Annotated in this window: 16 protein-coding genes and 1 tRNA gene; 6 read left to right on the top strand and 11 right to left on the bottom strand. The window is 57.1% G+C overall.

Going from position 1 to position 16,714, the window contains the following annotated elements; genetic code table 11:
* Positions 1 to 345 precede the first annotated feature (345 nt).
* The 4 genes from WMO20_RS03360 to WMO20_RS03345 are packed head-to-tail and all read right to left on the bottom strand — an operon-like array spanning position 346 to position 3,793.
* Positions 346 to 1,599: a hypothetical protein gene (locus WMO20_RS03360; protein WP_349185843.1), complete on the bottom strand. Its 1,254-nt coding sequence runs from the start codon at positions 1,597 to 1,599 to the stop codon at positions 346 to 348.
* A complete protein-coding gene (locus WMO20_RS03355; RefSeq protein ID WP_349185842.1) occupies positions 1,596 to 2,477 on the bottom strand; it encodes an ABC transporter ATP-binding protein in 882 nt (293 codons plus the stop codon). The genes WMO20_RS03360 and WMO20_RS03355 overlap by 4 nt, the downstream gene beginning before the upstream one ends.
* Positions 2,478 to 2,489: 12 nt before the next feature.
* Positions 2,490 to 3,221 carry a hypothetical protein gene (locus WMO20_RS03350; RefSeq protein WP_349185841.1) on the bottom strand — a complete coding sequence of 244 codons (732 nt, stop codon included), beginning with the start codon at positions 3,219 to 3,221 and terminating at the stop codon, positions 2,490 to 2,492.
* On the bottom strand, positions 3,218 to 3,793 hold the full coding sequence (locus WMO20_RS03345; protein ID WP_349185840.1) for an RNA polymerase sigma factor: 576 nt from the start codon (positions 3,791 to 3,793) through the stop codon (positions 3,218 to 3,220). The genes WMO20_RS03350 and WMO20_RS03345 overlap by 4 nt, the downstream gene beginning before the upstream one ends.
* Before the next feature lie 63 nt (positions 3,794 to 3,856).
* Between WMO20_RS03345 and WMO20_RS03340 the strand changes: the two genes are divergently transcribed.
* Positions 3,857 to 4,105 (top strand): DUF6061 family protein, encoded by a 249-nt coding sequence (locus WMO20_RS03340; protein ID WP_349185839.1) that lies wholly within the window; start codon positions 3,857 to 3,859, stop codon positions 4,103 to 4,105.
* Positions 4,106 to 4,383: 278 nt separating this feature from the next.
* Here the strand turns inward: WMO20_RS03340 and WMO20_RS03335 are convergent.
* The 3 genes from WMO20_RS03335 to uxaC all read right to left on the bottom strand — a co-directional run bounded on the left by WMO20_RS03335 (position 4,384) and on the right by uxaC (position 7,098).
* Positions 4,384 to 4,459, bottom strand: a tRNA-Pro gene (locus WMO20_RS03335).
* 72 nt (positions 4,460 to 4,531) lie between these two features.
* Positions 4,532 to 5,416, bottom strand: coding sequence for a YitT family protein (locus WMO20_RS03330; RefSeq protein WP_316544477.1), 885 nt, complete (start codon positions 5,414 to 5,416; stop codon positions 4,532 to 4,534).
* 248 nt (positions 5,417 to 5,664) lie between these two features.
* Positions 5,665 to 7,098 (bottom strand): glucuronate isomerase, encoded by a 1,434-nt coding sequence (gene uxaC, locus WMO20_RS03325; protein ID WP_316544478.1) that lies wholly within the window; start codon positions 7,096 to 7,098, stop codon positions 5,665 to 5,667.
* A gap of 322 nt (positions 7,099 to 7,420) precedes the next feature.
* On the opposite strand from uxaC, the gene WMO20_RS03320 reads away from it, so the two are divergent.
* The 4 genes from WMO20_RS03320 (at position 7,421) to WMO20_RS03305 (ending at position 11,664) form a co-directional block, all read left to right on the top strand.
* A complete protein-coding gene (locus WMO20_RS03320; protein WP_112090853.1) occupies positions 7,421 to 8,935 on the top strand; it encodes a tagaturonate reductase in 1,515 nt (504 codons plus the stop codon).
* 84 nt (positions 8,936 to 9,019) lie between these two features.
* Positions 9,020 to 10,510 (top strand): UxaA family hydrolase, encoded by a 1,491-nt coding sequence (locus WMO20_RS03315; protein ID WP_349185838.1) that lies wholly within the window; start codon positions 9,020 to 9,022, stop codon positions 10,508 to 10,510.
* Positions 10,511 to 10,586: 76 nt separating this feature from the next.
* The gene (locus WMO20_RS03310) at positions 10,587 to 10,739 is read left to right on the top strand and encodes a hypothetical protein (RefSeq protein ID WP_005920785.1); all 153 of its coding nucleotides are present in this window, start codon (positions 10,587 to 10,589) and stop codon (positions 10,737 to 10,739) included.
* 43 nt (positions 10,740 to 10,782) lie between these two features.
* On the top strand, positions 10,783 to 11,664 hold the full coding sequence (locus WMO20_RS03305) for an aldose epimerase family protein (protein ID WP_349185837.1): 882 nt from the start codon (positions 10,783 to 10,785) through the stop codon (positions 11,662 to 11,664).
* Positions 11,665 to 11,731: 67 nt separating this feature from the next.
* Here WMO20_RS03305 and pyrB read toward each other — a convergent pair whose 3' ends face one another.
* The 3 genes from pyrB to WMO20_RS03290 all read right to left on the bottom strand — a co-directional run bounded on the left by pyrB (position 11,732) and on the right by WMO20_RS03290 (position 14,573).
* The gene (pyrB, locus tag WMO20_RS03300) at positions 11,732 to 12,679 is read right to left on the bottom strand and encodes an aspartate carbamoyltransferase (protein WP_435387752.1); all 948 of its coding nucleotides are present in this window, start codon (positions 12,677 to 12,679) and stop codon (positions 11,732 to 11,734) included.
* Positions 12,676 to 13,977, bottom strand: a complete 1,302-nt coding sequence (locus tag WMO20_RS03295; RefSeq protein WP_349185835.1) for an adenylosuccinate synthase — start codon at positions 13,975 to 13,977, stop codon at positions 12,676 to 12,678. The genes pyrB and WMO20_RS03295 overlap by 4 nt, the downstream gene beginning before the upstream one ends.
* Before the next feature lie 185 nt (positions 13,978 to 14,162).
* A complete protein-coding gene (locus WMO20_RS03290) occupies positions 14,163 to 14,573 on the bottom strand; it encodes a NifB/NifX family molybdenum-iron cluster-binding protein (RefSeq protein ID WP_316540645.1) in 411 nt (136 codons plus the stop codon).
* Between the two features lie 182 nt (positions 14,574 to 14,755).
* Between WMO20_RS03290 and WMO20_RS03285 the strand changes: the two genes are divergently transcribed.
* Positions 14,756 to 15,547: a YoaK family protein gene (locus tag WMO20_RS03285; protein ID WP_349185834.1), complete on the top strand. Its 792-nt coding sequence runs from the start codon at positions 14,756 to 14,758 to the stop codon at positions 15,545 to 15,547.
* Between the two features lie 54 nt (positions 15,548 to 15,601).
* Here the strand turns inward: WMO20_RS03285 and WMO20_RS03280 are convergent, their stop codons facing one another.
* A complete protein-coding gene (locus WMO20_RS03280) occupies positions 15,602 to 16,513 on the bottom strand; it encodes a LysR family transcriptional regulator (RefSeq protein WP_308564249.1) in 912 nt (303 codons plus the stop codon).
* Positions 16,514 to 16,714 lie beyond the last annotated feature (201 nt).

Raw genomic sequence — 16,714 nt, 5'->3', positions numbered from 1 at the left:
TCAAAAGTTCGCGTTTGCGCAGCGTAGCGCAGCAATGAAAGCCCCAGTGGGGCTTTTAAGCGACAGAACGGTCTTGCGCAGCAAGATGGAGGGGCCACGCCCCGACAAGTTCGCGTTTGCGCAGTGGAGCGGAGCAATGAAAGCCCCAGTGGGGCTTTTAAGCGACAGAACGGTCTTGCGTAGCAAGATGGAGGGGCCTTGCCCCGACAAGTTCACGCTGACATGGCTCGATTTTTGTGGTAGTCTATCAACAACTACGATTCATGGCAGGGAGCTTAGGACACAAAAGTTCATCCGATGCAGTTTTCTATGCATCCGATGAACTTTTTTCAGTAGCGTTTCCTTTTAAGCCACCTTGGTCTTTCGCAGATACCCCCATGCTGCCAATCCAACGAGCAGAACGATCTTGATCGGTGCCGATGCCAGCAGTACATCTGCCTGAAAGAAGGCATACCCGCCTGCATAGAGAAAATCAAAGCCGATCATTTTATACAGCAATGCATTGGAAAGCCCAATGCCCCCTGCCGGAATCAGGGTGGACAGCCATTCTCCAAAGGAGCCCGGCACGACCATATAAACAATCAGCGGTGCCACCACACTGATCAGCGCCACAGACAAAGCGGTCAGGTTGTTCTTGGCCCATACGGATGCCATCAGCACAAAGGCTACCTCCGCAAAGAAGATCAGGAAGTTTGCCACCAGCATGACCCACTCCATCTGGCCAACGGTATACGGCAGCAGGCTGGTCACAGAAAACAGCCGTTGCACGGAAGTTTTGGTACTTTCCCAGCCAAATAGAGCATTCGTGACCAGGATCCACACCACGCCGCAGAGCAGATACGCCGCCCCTGTGATACTAAACGCCGCCGCTAGCTTTGCCGCTGCTAGCCGCAGACCGCCGTTTTTTGTGCACAGTTGGATGTCCTGCGCCCCGGTCTGTGCATCCGATGCAAACACCGGGGCCGCAATCACCGCGCACAGCAGGGTGAGCAGTAAGCTCAACAGGGTCTGGTAATCCATTGCGTCTGAACTGACCCCAAATGAATAGGTGAACGGTTTTTGTACAGCATCGAACTTTTTCTGTGCAATGGCCTGCGCCTGCTCATAGCCGGGCTTTCCGCTTTGTTCCAGCCAGATCACCGATTCCAGCCGTTTGGGGAGCTGGCTGTAAAAGTTCTGCATATCCTCTGCGGTCAGCCCCATCACGCCCGGTGCCATGCCGGTTTTCGGGTCGGCAAAGGCTTCCTTTGCGTTGTTCACAAGAGGCTGATACCGGGCAAGTTCTTTATAAAATACCTCGACCGGGATATCGTTGATGGAGCTTGCATCATACTGCCGGTACACCCGCTGATAGGCTTCCAGTGCTTCCTGCATGACATCCGGCGTGATGGTACCGGATACCTGCTGCTCCTGCCGTTTCCTGATTGCTTTCAGACCCGTGTAACTTACTTTGTTTCCGCTGGCATCCAGTTCCGTCCAGCCGATAAAGGTCACCGGCAGATATGCCATGACCACAGCCAGCACCAGTGCAATGGCCAACAGAATAGCTGTCATACGGGTTTTGCACACACGTTTCAATTCCAAACGATACAGGTTCATTTTGCTTCCTCCATTTCCTCCGGGAACAGCCACAGATACAGATCTTCCAGCCGGGGCTGTGCCGGGACGCTGTCCGGCAGCTGCGGTGCATCCGCCAGATACCGCAATGTTACCGTTCCGTCCGGCTCGTTGCGCAGGTTCACCACCCGCAGCCGGTGTTCCCACCGGGCAAGCTGTTCCATCGGGATATTTCCCTGCCAGACTTTGGCTTCGATCTGCTTTACCAGCCCTTCGGTGGTGTCCTGTGCAATGATTTTGCCAGCCTTCATCACGGCATTTTCGGCCGCAATGTATTCCACATCCGAAACGATATGCGTTGAAATGAGAACGATCCGTTCCTGTGCAAACTCCGACAGCAGATTGCGGAAGCGCACCCGTTCTCCGGGGTCCAGCCCTGCCGTGGGCTCATCTAGAATTAAAATTTCCGGGTCGTTGAGCAGTGCCTGTGCGATGCCTACCCGGCGCTTCATACCGCCGGAAAGCTTTATGATCTTTTTGCGGCGCACCTCAGTCAGGCTTACCCGCTCCAGCAGTGCGTCGATCTGCCGGGCAGCCTCTGTGCGCAGCAGACCCTTGAGCGCCGCCATATATTCCAGATAGTCCTGCACCGTGAATTCCGGGTAAAACCCGAATTCCTGCGGCAGATACCCCAGCTTTTCCCGGTAGGCCGCACCAAGCGTCCCAATCTCCACCCCATCGCACAAAATCCGGCCACTGCTGGGCTGCAGAATGCCCGCCAGCATCCGCATTAAGGTTGTTTTGCCTGCACCATTCGCCCCCAGCAGCCCCCACACACCCGGCGTGAGAGTGATGGACACATCATCCACCGCCGTTTTATCCCGGTATCGCTTTGTAATATTCTGAATTTTCAGTTCCATGACTTGTTCCTTTCAAGCTTCTGCAATATATTCTGACCGGGCGGCAAGCTGGATGCACTGCAACACCATGCAGAGCACCAGTACACCCGCCGCCAGCGGCAGACCTTTCGGCAGTTCCGATAATTGCACGAACCGCAGCAAACACATCTGCCCTGCAAACAGTGGTACAGCCCCGGTCATCATCCATTCCGGGCGCACCCAGCGCAGCAGCAGAAGCAGCTCATTGTTTGCGGTCAGGAATGGCACGGTCAACACCGCCAGCAGTTGCCCGATGCTCCATGGAACGGCTGCCCGCACATTGAGTACCAGCACTCCCAGCAGGACTGTTTCCCCCGCCAGCAGCAGCAAAAACCGCATCACCAGCGGACGACCGATTCCTGCATATGTGGCATATTCCAGTTCAAGCATCTTATATTGACTTGCCCGGTATAAAAACGGCAGACCGAGCAGGGCTGTCAGCATGGCAAGTGTGCTCAGACCAAACAGTGCATTGCGTAATGTCCATGCCTTCTCCCACAGGGCAAGTTCCCGACCCACACTGTACAACGCCAGTGCCGCCATTGCTTCCAGCGCCCAGACCTTCCAGCCCAGCAATTTGAACTGGCAGTGCAGCAAATCACGCCAATCACTCCGTTGTTTTACGACATATTCCGCCCGGCAGCGGCGCAGCAGCGTTTTCGGTGCGGCTGTGTCAAGCTCTGTCGCCAGTGCTCTGGACAGTTCTTTTTCAAAGGCTCGATTCATCTCCAGTCCTCCTTTTCCAATTGCATTTTCAAGGTTTTCAATGCGGCACGCAGGCGGGACTGCACTGTGCGCAGGGGCAGACCTGTAATCTGCGCGATCTCCCGCAATTTAAGCTGTTGTGCGAACCGCAGCAATACCAGTTCCCGCTGTTCCGGCTCCAGCTGGGCCGTCAGCGCTCGCAGGTTTGCTTTCTCCTCTGCCGCAGCAAAGCCGCTTTCCTGATAGGCGGGTTCGCCCGGCAAGCTCTCCAGCGATACCTCCGTCCGCTCCGTCGTACGGTTCAGATCGATGCAAATGTTTTTTGCGATTTTGTACAGAAAGGGACGGAATGCCCCCTGAAATCCACCACAGGAATCCAGCCAGCGCACCGCTTTCAAAAAGGTTTCCTGTGCTGCATCCTGCGCCTGCTGCTCGTCCGCTGTATGCCAACGGCAATAGTTCAGAATTTGTGGATAGTACGCTGTAATCAGAGTGTCCAGCGCACCCGTATCTCCGCTCTGCGCTTTCCGCAGCAATAATTCTGTCTGGATACGGTTCACCCCCTTCCTGTCTATTAAAACGTCCCATATCATCAAAATGATTTCTGTTTTTTCAAAAATTTCAAATAATTGCCTTTATTATGTTCTTATAGCTTTATGAACAAACTGCTTTCCTGTCGCTTCAATATGGACACCAACCGGGTGGAAGCCCAATTCGAGGATGAAACCGTCCTTGCCCTCGACTGCATCGCCATTGAAGACGAGTATGGCAACACTCCGGCGCAGCGGGCAGAGCTGGACTGGCTGCTATACAACAAGCCCTTGGAGTATGCACAGATGGTGCTGAGAGGGGAGACGGAGCATTATCTTTCCCTCGGCTGTGACCATGGCTGGCTGGAAGATTGAGCTATCTGATGATTTGACGCAAACAGTGCCTGCCTACCGATGGAGCCAAATCTCCACGGTGAGCGGGCACTGTTTGCATTTTCGTTCGATCTGTTCCAGTAAAAACTGCTTTGCGTATCAATCAAGTCTTGTCAAGAGTGGTAAGCCCCCCGTTAACAGCTGTCTATGCCCAAAACAAGGCAAAAATATGGTTCATTCTGGAAGAATGCACCAAAGAAAGCAACAAATAAAGCCACGACAAAACCGCATTTATAAACGGTTCATCGTGGCTTTTCTCGTGGTCGGAGTGGCGAGACTCGAACTCGCGGCCTCCTGCTCCCAAAGCAGGCGCGCTACCAACTGCGCAACACCCCGGAATCCGGCGGCACAACTGCACCGCCGAAGTATAGTATATCGTTTTTTGTGCAGTTCGTCAATACAAAATCCTCAGTTGAAGGAGCGGAAGCCCTTACCGATGATCTCGCTGGAGTTGACGATGGTGATAAAGCTGTGGGGGTCGTTCTCCCGCAGGAAGTTGCGCAGCTGTAAAGCCTGACGGCGGGTGAGTACGGTCACCAGCACGCTGAGCTCGTGGTGGGTGTAGGCGCCGTAGGCCTTTTCCACCGTGGCGGAGCGGTTCATGTTATGAATGATGAAGTCCAGAATAGGCTGCGGGTTCGCGGTCATGATGGTGCACACCTTGCGCAGACGGATGTTTTCAATGGCACCGTCCACCACGAAGGATTTGCCGATCAGGCCAAGGATACAGTATAGGCCCGTGCCCATGCCGAACCGCACGGCGGCAGCCAGTACGATGAGGATATCGCTGACCATCAGCGCCTTGCCGATCTCCATGGAGGTGTACTTGGCAAGGATCAGTGCTACGATGTCGGTGCCGCCGGTAGAAGCGCCGATATCAAACACGATGGCCGCGCCCAATGCGGGCAGGAACACCGCAAACACCAGATCCAGCATGGCATCGCCGCTCAGGGACGCGCCGGAAGGGTACAGCCACTCGCAGCAGGACACGAAAAAGGAGAGCGCAAAGGAGGAGTAGATCGTCCAGCCCATGCACTTGATGCCCAGAAACACAAAGCCCAGCACCACCAGCACCACGTTGATGATCCACATAAAGCCGCCCACATTGATCCGGGGGAACAGGTCTGCCAGCAGGATGGACAGACCAGAGGTGCCGCCGAAGGCGAAATGGTTGGGATTTTTAAAATATACGATGCCTACTGCCGTAAGCACAAGGCCGAGGTTCAGCAGGGCAAAGAAATTTAGATTCTTCAGCAGATTTTCGCGGCTGAAGGCTTCTTTTAAACCGTTCATGGGGTTCCTCCATCAAAAAATACAGCGATTTGGCCTGAATGCCATGCAAAAATATACTCTCCTTGTACAAGGAAGTCAAGGGATAAAGGAGAAGTTGTAGAAAAAGACGGGAAACAGCCGCTGAAAGGTAAAAAAACCGACACATCCGGTGCACTTTGGGCGCAAAAGGGCAAAATAAAGCGCCGCCCGCAGACAAAGCTGTCTGCGGGCGGCGCGGAAGGATCTAATTCAGGAAAAGGGAAAAGGCCTTACAGATTGAAGTAACGCTTTGCGTTGTCGAAGCAGATACCCTTGACGATCTTCTCCAGAGCCTTCTCGTCGTTGGGATACTCGCCGTCCTCGACCCACTGGCCGATGATGTTGCACAGGATGCGGCGGAAGTAATCGTGACGGGTGTAGCTCAGGAAGCTGCGGCTGTCGGTCAGCATACCCACAAAGTTGCCCAGCAGGCCAAGGCTTGCCAGACGGGTCATCTGCTCTTCCATGCCGATCTTGTGGTCGTTGAACCACCATGCGGAGCCGTGCTGGATCTTGCCCGGCACCTCGCTGTTCTGGAAGCAGCCCAGAATGGTGCCGATCTGTGCGTCGTCGGCGGGGTTCAGGCTGTAGATGATGGTCTTGGGGCACTCGTCGGTGTCGTTCAGGGCGCTGAGCAGCTGTGCGATCTCGCCGCCGCAGGTGGCGGTGTTGATCATGTCAAAGCCGGTGTCGGGACCCAGCAGGCTGTTCATCTTGCGGTTCACGCCGCGCAGGCAGTTGTAATGGATCTGCATGGCAATGCCCAGACGGTGGTACTGCTTGCCCAGATGGATCAGGATGTAGGTCTGGTACTTTTCAGCCTCTTCCACGGTGCAGCTCTCGCCCTTCATCACCTTCTGGTAGATGGCGTTCACTTCGTCCTTGTCGGCAGCACGGAAGGGAATGTAGTCCAGACCGTGGTCGGAAGCGCGGCAGCCCATCTCGGCAAAGAACTCGATGCGCTTGGTCAGGGCATCGGTCACGCAGTCGATGCAGGCCAGCTTTTCCTTGCCCACAACGGCAGCCAGCTTGCCCATGTACTCAGCAAAGCCGGGCTTATTGATGTTGATGGCCTTATCAGGACGGAAGGAAGGAGCCACGGTGAACTTGATGGTGGGATCCTCCTTGATCTTCTGGTGCCAGTACAGATCATCGATGGGATCATCGGTGGTGCCGATGAAGGCTACGTTGCTCTGCTCGATCAGGCCGCGGACGGTCAGCTTGGGATCGTGCTGCAGCTTGTCGTTGCACAGGTTCCACACTTCCTCAGCGGTGTCGCCGTTCAGCACGCCGTCGTAGCCGAAGAAAACGTGCAGCTCCAGATTGGTCCAGTGGTACATCGGGTTGCCAATGGCCATGGGCAGAGCCTCGGCAAACTTCTGGAAGCGCTCGCGGTCGGGCTTATCGCCGGTGATGTACTCCTCGGGCACGCCGTTGGAGCGCATCACACGCCACTTATAATGGTCGCCGAAGTAGCTGCCGTCCGGGTTGCGGCCGCCCAGCCACACCTGAGCGATGTTCTCGAAGCGGCGGTTCTCGTAGATCTCGCGGGGAGGAATGTGGCAGTGATAGTCGCAGATGGGCATAGCAGCTGCATAGTCGTGATACAGATGCTGTGCGGTAGCAGACTGGAGCATGAAGTCCTTATCCATAAATGCTTTCATGGGATTTTAACTCCTTTTCTCTGATAAATTTTGTTAAAATTTAGACAAAAACGGGCATGGAATTGCACCTGCTTTAAACAGGCAGGCTGCCTTATCCTTAGTATACCGGAAAATGCCGATGTATACAACTGAAAAACTGCCAAAATTTCACCCTTGGAATTGTATAAACCGCTGGAAATGCGCTAAATAGCCATTTTTGGACTAAAAACATTGCACAAAACACTTGACTTCTTTGTATACAACAGCATAAAATAGGAGCAGAAGATGGCAGGGGAAACGAGAGCCTGCCATGCAAAGCAAGTTTATAAAGGAGATCAATAAGATGGAAACTTTGAACTACAAGGTTCTGGAAGGCACTGGCTACAACGGCTACATCCTGAAGGATGCTCCCGTTAAGGTGATGCAGTTCGGCGAGGGCAACTTCCTGCGCGCTTTCGTGGACTACTTCTACGATGTTGCAAACGAGAAGGCCGGCTACAACGGCAAGGTCAAGCTGGTGCAGCCCATCGGCAACTTCCCCCAGATGGCAGACTGGATCAACGAGCAGGAGGGTCTGTACACCCTGTACCTGCGCGGCAGCGAAAAGGGCCAGAAGGTGGACGCAAAGCGGGTGATCTCCTGCGTGTCCGACTGCGTGTGCCCCTACATCGATAACAAGTGGGACGAGGTTCTGGCACTGGCTCGCTCTGAGGATCTGGAGACTGTTGTATCCAACACCACCGAGGCCGGCATTGCCTACACCAAGGGCGACAGCCAGTTCGATCAGGTTCCCCCCAACAGCTTCCCTGCAAAGCTGACCCGTGTGCTGTTCGAGCGCTACAAGGCCTTCAACGGCGCTGCCGATAAGGGTCTGGTCATCCTGAGCTGTGAGCTGATCGACAACAACGGCAAGGAGCTGCAGAAGTGCTGCAACAACTACGCTAAGGATTGGGATCTGGAGCCCGCTTTCATCGACTGGATGAACACTGCCAACACCTTCTGCTCCACGCTGGTGGACCGCATCGTTCCGGGCCGCATCCGTGACCCGCAGGAGCTGGCTGCTCTGGAAGAAGCCAACGGCTACCACGATACCGTGCTGGACGTGGGCGAAGTGTTCGGCGTCTGGGTCATCGAGGGCCCTGCAGGTCTGGAGGACAAGCTGCCGTTCAAGAAGGCCGGCGTCAACGTTATGGTCGTGCCCGACGTTACCCCCTACAAGAAGCGCAAGGTCCGCATCCTGAACGGCGCACACACCGGCTTTGTGCTGGGCGCTTATCTGGCAGGCTTTGATATCGTTCGCGACTGTATGCACAACGATACCGTGCGCGGCTTTATGAACAAGATGCTGCACGAGGAGATCATCCCCACCCTGCCGCTGGACAAGAAGGATCTGGAGGACTTTGCCTCTGCTGTTGAGGACCGCTTCAACAACCCCTTCGTCAACCACGAGCTGATGAGCATCTCCCTGAACTCCACCTCCAAGTGGAAGGCCCGCAATATGCCCTCCTTCCTGGCTTACATCGAGGAGCAGAAGCAGCTGCCCAAGTGCCTGACCATGTCTCTGGCTGCTTACATCGCCTTCTACTCCAACGACATTCAGGAGCGCACCGCTGATGGTCTGATCTGCAAGCGCCCCGCAGGCAACACCTACAAGATCCAGGACGATGCATGGGCGCTGGACTTCTACTATGCACACAAGGATGACACCGCTGCCCAGCTGGTGCACGCTGTGCTGACCAACACCCAGATGTGGGATCAGGATCTGACCAAGATCGAGGGTCTGGAGGCCGCTGTGCTGGCAGATCTGGAAATGATTCGCACTCAGGGTGCCGAGGCTGCTTACAAGAGCTGCCTGTAAGCTGAAAAATCAACCTACCCGCACAACAAAGGGCTGCTGCTTTGGGCAGCAGCCCTTTTGTGCGATACGATAAGGAGAATAACTATGCCGCAGGCAATTCATATCAGCCCCATCGACAATGTGGTCGTTGCCCTGCACCCCATTGCCAAGGGCACGCTGGTGGAGGTGGACGGCCTTGCCGTCACCGCACTGGAGGATATCCCGCAGGGTCATAAGATGGCAGTCAAGCCCATTAAGAACGGCGAGAACGTCATCAAGTACGGTTTCCCCATCGGTCACGCCACCGCAGACGCCGCCCCCGGCACCTGGATGCACACCCACAACGTGCACACCAACCTGTCCGGCGAGGTGGAGTACAGCTATAACCCCGCCCCGGATCTGGCTCCGCTGCCTAAGGTCGAGCCGGAGACCTTTATGGGCTTCCGCCGCAAGGACGGCCGCGCCGCCATCCGCAACGAGATCTGGATCATCCCCACTGTGGGCTGCGTGAACGATATCGCCAAGAAGATGGTAGCCGACAATCAGGATCTGGTCACCGGCTCCATCGAGGGTCTGTACACCTTCACCCATCCCTTCGGCTGCAGCCAGACCGGCCACGACCACGCACAGACCCGCAAGCTGCTGGCTGCGCTGGTGCGCCACCCCAATGCCGCTGCCGTTCTGGTGCTGCATCTGGGCTGCGAGAACCTGCAGCACGATCAGTTCGTGGAAGAGCTGGGCGAGTACGACCACGACCGCGTCAAGTTCCTGACCTGTCAGGACGTGGAGGACGAGTTTGCCGCCGCCCGCGATATCCTGAAGGAACTGGCTGCCTACGCCGGGCAGTTCAAGCGCGAGCCCATCCCCGTGTCTGAGCTGGTGGTGGGCATGAAGTGCGGCGGCTCGGACGGTCTGTCCGGCATCACCGCCAACCCCACCATCGGCCGATTCTCCGACATGATGGGACAGCGTGGCGGCTCTACCGTGCTGACCGAGGTGCCCGAGATGTTCGGTGCAGAGGGCTTCCTGATGGACCGCTGCATCAACAAGGAGGTATTCGTCAAGGCCGAGCACATGATCAACGGCTTTAAGGATTACTTCATCAGCCACAACGAGGTGGTGTACGATAACCCCTCTCCGGGCAACAAGGCCGGCGGCATCACTACGCTGGAGGATAAGAGCTGCGGCTGCGTGCAGAAGGGCGGCACCGCCCCCATCATGGACGTCATCGGCTACGGCGACCCCGTGGTGACCAAGGGCTTGAATATGCTGTACGGCCCCGGCAACGATCTGGTGTCTGCCACCGCCATGACGGCAGCAGGCGCACACCTGATCCTGTTCTCCACCGGCCGCGGCACTCCGTTCTCCGCTCCGGCTCCTACCCTGAAGATCTCCACCAACACCCCGCTGGCAGAGAAGAAGGACGGCTGGATCGATTTCAACACCGGTGTCATCGCAGACGGTGAAAAGACCATTGACGAGGCTGCAAAGGATCTGCTGGATCTGGTCATCCGCGTGGCCAGCGGCGAGCAGACCAAGGCGGAAAAGCACGGCTTCCGCGAGATCTCCATCTTCAAGGACGGCGTGGTTCTGTAACTGAAAAAAGGGCTGCTGTACGGCAAAAAGCGGTACGGCGGCCTTTTTGTGCATAAAAAGAAAGGAAGTGTATGAAATGTTGGGCACAAATGGAGTGCTGCTGTTGACACTGCTGCTTTATGCGGCTATCATTTATGGTGTAGTACGATTGATCAAATATTTTATCCGCTACGGCATCGATTACTACTTCAAAAAGCTGGATGCACGGCAGACCGAGCAAGAAAAATGACCCGCCGGGGCGACCCGGCGGCAATAATAGGAGGCTTTTACTTATGAATCAGATCACCACCCGGTACATCACCGAGAACGGCGCCTGCTACGAGCAGTACGTCATCACCGACCCCGAGGCAAAGACCGCCCTCACCATCACCCCCGAGCGCGGCGGTATGATCACCAGCTTTACGCTGGACGGCGAGGAGTTCGTCTGGACCCGCCGCCCCAATTTCTCGGAGTGCAACCGTCCCCGCTTTGGCGTGCCGGTGCTGTTCCCCAGCTGCGGCAACCCGGACAACGGCGTGCACATCTTTGACGGCAAGGCTTATCCCATGGAGACCCACGGCTTTGCCGACCTGTGCGCATGGGAAGTGGACAGCGTTGGCCCGGACGGCGTGACGCTGGCACTGGAGTCCACCCCGCTGACCAAGTTCCTCTACCCGTTCGATTTCACCCTGCTGCTCAACTATAATCTGGAGGGCAACAAGGCTCTGGTCAGCCTGACCGTCATCAACGAGGGCAACACCGATATGCCATTCAGCTTTGGCTACCACCCCTACTTTACCGCCTCCAAGCTGGAGAACGTGGAGTTTGACATCAAGTGCGCCACCTGCTCCGAGAACGCCAAGGGCGAGCAGCCTGCCGCCCCGGAAAAGATCACCCTCACCCGCAAGGAGGGTGCAGACAACACCATCCGTCTGCTGACCGGTGTGCAGTTCCCCATGACCTTTACCGACAAGGGCAACGGCCACAAGGTGACCGTGGACGCGGACGAGACCTTTGAAAACGGCGTGCTGTGGCAGCAGGATGCCGAGAGCTTTGTCTGCATGGAGCCTTGGAACGGCTGGGCAAACAGCGTGAACGAGGAAGGCAAGCACGAGGTGCTGGAGCCGGACGAGACCATGACCAGCGAGTGGAGCATCACCATCGAGAAGGCATAAGGTATAAAACATAAAACGGGCTGCCGTGCAATGTCTGCACGGCAGCCCGTTTTTGTATACTGCTCCTTTATGCTTCCAGCACCTTTTTGCCGGTGATGGGGTCGGCAATGCCCAGCAGCGCCAGTATGATCGCCATGCGAATATACACGCCGTTGTGCACCTGATCAAAATAGGCGGCGCGGGGGTCGCTGTCGATCTCCGGCTTGATCTCGTCGATGCGGGGCAGGGGATGGAGCACCGGGGTGTCGGGCTTTGCCAGTGCCAGCGTTTTTGCGTCCAGCTGGTAGCAGCCCTTCAGCCGCAGATAGTCCTCCTCGTTGAAAAAGCGCTCCTGCTGGATGCGGGTCATGTACAGCACATCCAGCCCGTGCAGCTCGGCTTCCAGATCGGCGGTCTCCTTGTAGGTCTGGTGCAGCGGGGTCAGAGTCTCGTCCTTGAGGTACTGCGGGATGCGCAGCTCCTCCGGCGAGATGAACACGAACCGGTTGCCCTCGAACTGGCTCAGCGCGGCGGTGAGGGAGTGCACCGTCCGGCCGAATTTCAGGTCGCCGCAAAAGCCGATGGTCAGATGATCCAGCCGCCCCTTGCGCTGGCGGATGGTCATCAGGTCGATCATGGTCTGGGAGGGATGTGCGTGGCCGCCGTCACCGGCATTGATCACCGGCACGCGGGCACACTGGGAGGCGCGCAGCGGCGCACCCTCCTTGGGGTGGCGCATGGCAATGATGTCGGCATAGTTGCTTACCACGCGGGCGGTGTCGGCCACCGTCTCGCCCTTGCTGGCGCTGGAAAGCTGCGCCCCTGCAAAGCCCAGCGTCTTACCGCCCAGCCGCAGCATGGCAGACTCGAAGGAAAGGCGGGTGCGGGTGCTGGGCTCGTAGAACAGGGTGGCCAGAATGCGGCCATCGCACAGGTGGGCGTAAGGCGCGGGGTCAGCTTCCATCCGGTCGGCAAGGTCGAGCAGTGCCAGCTGCTCAGCCAGAGAAAAGCTGTTGGGTTCAATAAAGTGTCTCACAGCCATTCTCCTTTCAGCACGAACTTTTCGCGCTCGGCACCGGTGGAAACGAACTGGATTTCGTGACCCAGCTGCTTTTCCAGAAACTCCACATACTGCTTTGCGGCCGTGGGCAGCTCATCCCAGCTCTTGCAGCCGGAGATATCCTTGTTCCAGCCCGGCAGCAGGGTGACCACCGGCTGCACCCGGTCAAGGTCGGACAGCGGGTCGAAGCGGGGGACTTCAACGCCGTCCAGCTTGTAACCGGTGATGACCGGGATCTCCTTCATGCTGCTCAGCACGTCCAGCTTGGTCAGGGCGATCTTGTCCGCACCCTGACAGGACAGACCGTACCGGCTTGCCACGCAGTCAAAGGGACCTACCCGGCGGGGACGTCCGGTGGCAGCGCCGTACTCGCCGCCGGCCTTGCGCAGCTGCTCGTTCCAAGCTTCGCCCATGGCATTTTCTGCCGCAAAGGGGCCTGCACCCACACAGGTGGAATAGGCTTTCAGCACGCCCACCACATGGTCAAGCCTGCAGTTGGGGATGCCTGCACCCAGCGGCGCGTATGCTGCCAGCGTGTTGGAACTGGAAGTGAACGGGAAGATGCCGTAGTCGATATCCCGCATTGCGCCCAGCTGTGCTTCCAGCACGATGCGCTTGCCGCTGTCGTGCGCCTGCTGCAAAAAGGCACCCGCGTCACAGATGAAGGGTGCAAACTGCCCGGCCTGCATCCGGCACCACTCCAGCAGAGCATCGTAGCTCATGGGCTCCTGATGGTAGCAGCCTGCAAGCTCCAGATTTTTGGATTCCAAAATCACGTGCAGGCGGTTCTGGACGCGCTCTTCGTCCAGATGCAAAAGGTCGCCCAGACGCAGGGTCTTTTTGCGGTACTTGTCGCTGTAGGCGTAGGCAATGCCCCGGCGGGTAGAACCGAACGCACGGCCCTTCTGGGCAAGACGATCTTCTTCCAGCCCGTCCTGCACCTTGTGCCACGGCATGGAGATGGTGGCTTTATCGGAAAGCTTCAGGTTTTCCGGGTCGACCTTCACGCCGCGCTCCTCGATGGCATCGATCTCTCGGGACAGGTGATCCAGATCAATGACCATGCCTGCGCCCAGCACACAGGTCACTTCCGGGTGCAGGATGCCGGAGGGCAGCAGATTCAGGATAAATTTGCCCTGCTCCGTCACCACAGTGTGTCCGGCGTTGTCGCCGCCCTGATAGCGCGCCACGACATCGGCATTTTCAGCCAACAGGTCGATGACGCGGCCCTTGCCCTCATCGCCCCAGTTGATTCCAGTAACAGCGGTAAGCATAATACTTCATAACCTTCTTTTATAAATTCCCTTGTGCGGTCTCAGACCGCTTTGCCTATTATACGAGGGAAAAGAGAATGTGTAAAAAGTATCCTGCATATAGTCACGATATGTTTTTTGTATGCTGCACATAAAAAGAGCACAGCCGGACCCGCAGATCCGGCTGTGCCATAAAAAAGTATTGCTCAGTGGCAGCTGCCGGTGCAGCCGCCCTTGTCGGCGTGGCAGGCGTGAGCGCCGCAGCTGTGGCTCTCTTCGTGATCGTGGTGGGTGCAGCGGGCGTTGGGGTCAAAGACCAGTGTGCCGGCAAGATAAGCCGCCGCAGCGCTGTCAGCATTACCGGTGATGCCGCCGCACAGACGGATGCCGGCCTGTGCCAGCGCCATCTGTGCCCCGCCGCCAATGCCGCCGCACAGCAGCACGTTCACGCCGCTGCGCACCAGAAAGCCCACCAGTGCACCGTGCCCCTGCCCGTCGGTAGAGACCACCTCAGCACCGGTGATGCGGCCCTCCTCGGCGGTGTAAAGCTTGAACTGCGCGGAGTGGCCGAAGTGCTGGAACACCTGACCGTTTTCATAAGGAATTGCGATCTTCATACTAAAAACTCCTTCCTGTGTGCGAGATTCTCTTTCCCTATTCTAACAGATTGCGCTGGAATAGGGAAGGGCACCCGCGCTTTTTGCGCCTTTTGGGGCGGTAAACATGGCCGGTATGTAAAAGTGATATCAGAAACTGCCGTAAAATGTATTATAATAGAGCCCGAAAAGAGGGTAAAAGTATGAAAACAAAGCATCACGGGCAAATGTCCGAGTCCTTTCTTACGGCAGTGTTCCTTTCGCTGTCCGGCGGCCTGCAGGACGCCTATACCTATCTGTTCCGGGGCAAGGTGTTTGCCAATGCCCAGACCGGCAATATCGTGCTGCTGAGCGCCAACATCATGGATGGCCGGTGGGATAAGGTGCTGCACTATCTGGTGCCCCTGTGCGCTTTTGCGCTGGGGGTGCTGGTCGCAGAAAAAATGCGGGAGCAGTTTCAGGCAATGCAGCGGCTGCACTGGCGGCAGCTGGTGGTGCTGGGCGAGGTGCTGCTGCTGTTTGCGGTGGGCTTTCTGCCGCAATCGCAGAACCTGCTGGCAAACGCCATCGTTTCCTTCTCCTGCGCCATGCAGGTGCAGGCATTCCGCAAGGTGGACGGCTATGCCTTTGCCAGCACCATGTGCATCGGAGACCTGCGCAGCGGCGTAGAAGCCTTCTGCATCTGGCGCAAGACCCACGAGCCCCACGCAAAGGACCGGATGGTGCGGTACTTCGGCATCATCCTGCTGTTCGCGCTGGGGGCTGGGCTGGGCAGTAAAAGCGCGGCGCAGCTGGGCGGCAGAGCCATCTGGATCTCCTGCTGCTTTTTGCTGGTCAGCTTTGCGCTGATGTTCATCCGGGAGGAACTGGAGGAAAACCCGGTCATCGAAAAGGATCTGACCGCCATCCGGCAGGAGACGCGGGAGATCGACCGCACCCTGAAGCAGGAACTGCAGGAAGAACAGCGGGAGCTGAAGCAGAGCGTAAAAAAATAAGAGAAAAGGGGCTGCTGCACATCATTGGTGCAGCAGCCCCTTGCTGTATTGGTATTATTTGTGCGCTGCACCCCGTGCACCGGCTTTGGTCAGCAGCTGCTGGAACTTGCGGGCGGCAGTGTTCAGCGGGCGGTGATGGTCGTAGACAAGGCAGATGGAGCGGGAGGGGATGATCTCCTGCAAGTGCAGCTGCACCAGCTCCCCGCTTGCCAGCAGGGGCGCTGCCATAGGCTCCGGCATAAAGGCCAGTCCCAGCTCGCTTTTGACCAGCGTGAGCATCTGGTCGGTGGTGGCGGCTTCGGTGTCCGGTTTCAGCACCGCGTCGTGCTCCAGAAAGAACTGCCGGTAAAAGCTGCGGGTCATGCTCTCTTCGTTCAGACAGATCAGGGGATAACCGGCCAGCTCTTTCAGGCTCAAAGTCTGGCTGGCCAGCGCCGTAAAGGTCCTGCCGCCCACAAGAACTTCGTAAAAGGGCATCAGCTCCACCATTTTCAGCCCGTTTTCCACCTCTGCGGGGGTGGTTATGATGGCAAAATCCACCTCGCCGTTGCGCACTGCCTGCACCGCCTGCGGGGTGGAGTGGTTGGAGATGCGCAGCCGGATGCCCGGGTACTCGGTATGGAAGGCGCGCAGCTTTTCGGACAGGTAGATGTTCAAAGCGGTCTCGGTGGCGCTGATGCTGATGGCACCGTGCTCCAGCGTGGCGCTGGCGCTCAGCTCTTCTTCTGCATCTTGGATCTGTACCGCCGCCGATGCAATGCGGGAGTACAGCAGCTCCCCCTCCGGCGTTAAGGTGACGCCCCGGTTGGAGCGGATGAACAGCACGCAGTTCAGCTGGCTTTCCAGCCGGTTCATGGCGTGGGTGATGTTGGGCTGGTTATTGCCCAGCACCCGCGCCGCGCGGGTAAAGTTCTGGTATTTTGCCACATAGTAAAAGATCTTGTAGTATTCCCAGTCTACATACATGGGTGCAGCGCCTTCTTTCCATTTCAATATCGCCTGATGACTTTATACGACTTTTTCTGATTTGTATCATAACACGGCGTGCCGGAAATGCAAGTGTTTTTTGCGGGAGAGGGAAAGGCCGGGGAAAACAGAAACTCCAGTACCCGGTTCGGATACTGGAGTTCTTGGTGGGCGCGGGTGGATTGCGCGAGCCGCGCAGAA

Source organism: Faecalibacterium intestinale (assembly GCF_040096575.1).
Classification (GTDB): domain Bacteria; phylum Bacillota; class Clostridia; order Oscillospirales; family Ruminococcaceae; genus Faecalibacterium; species Faecalibacterium intestinale.
The sequence above is the reverse complement of the archived record's forward strand: the minus strand, read 5'-3'. Positions and strand labels throughout refer to the sequence as shown.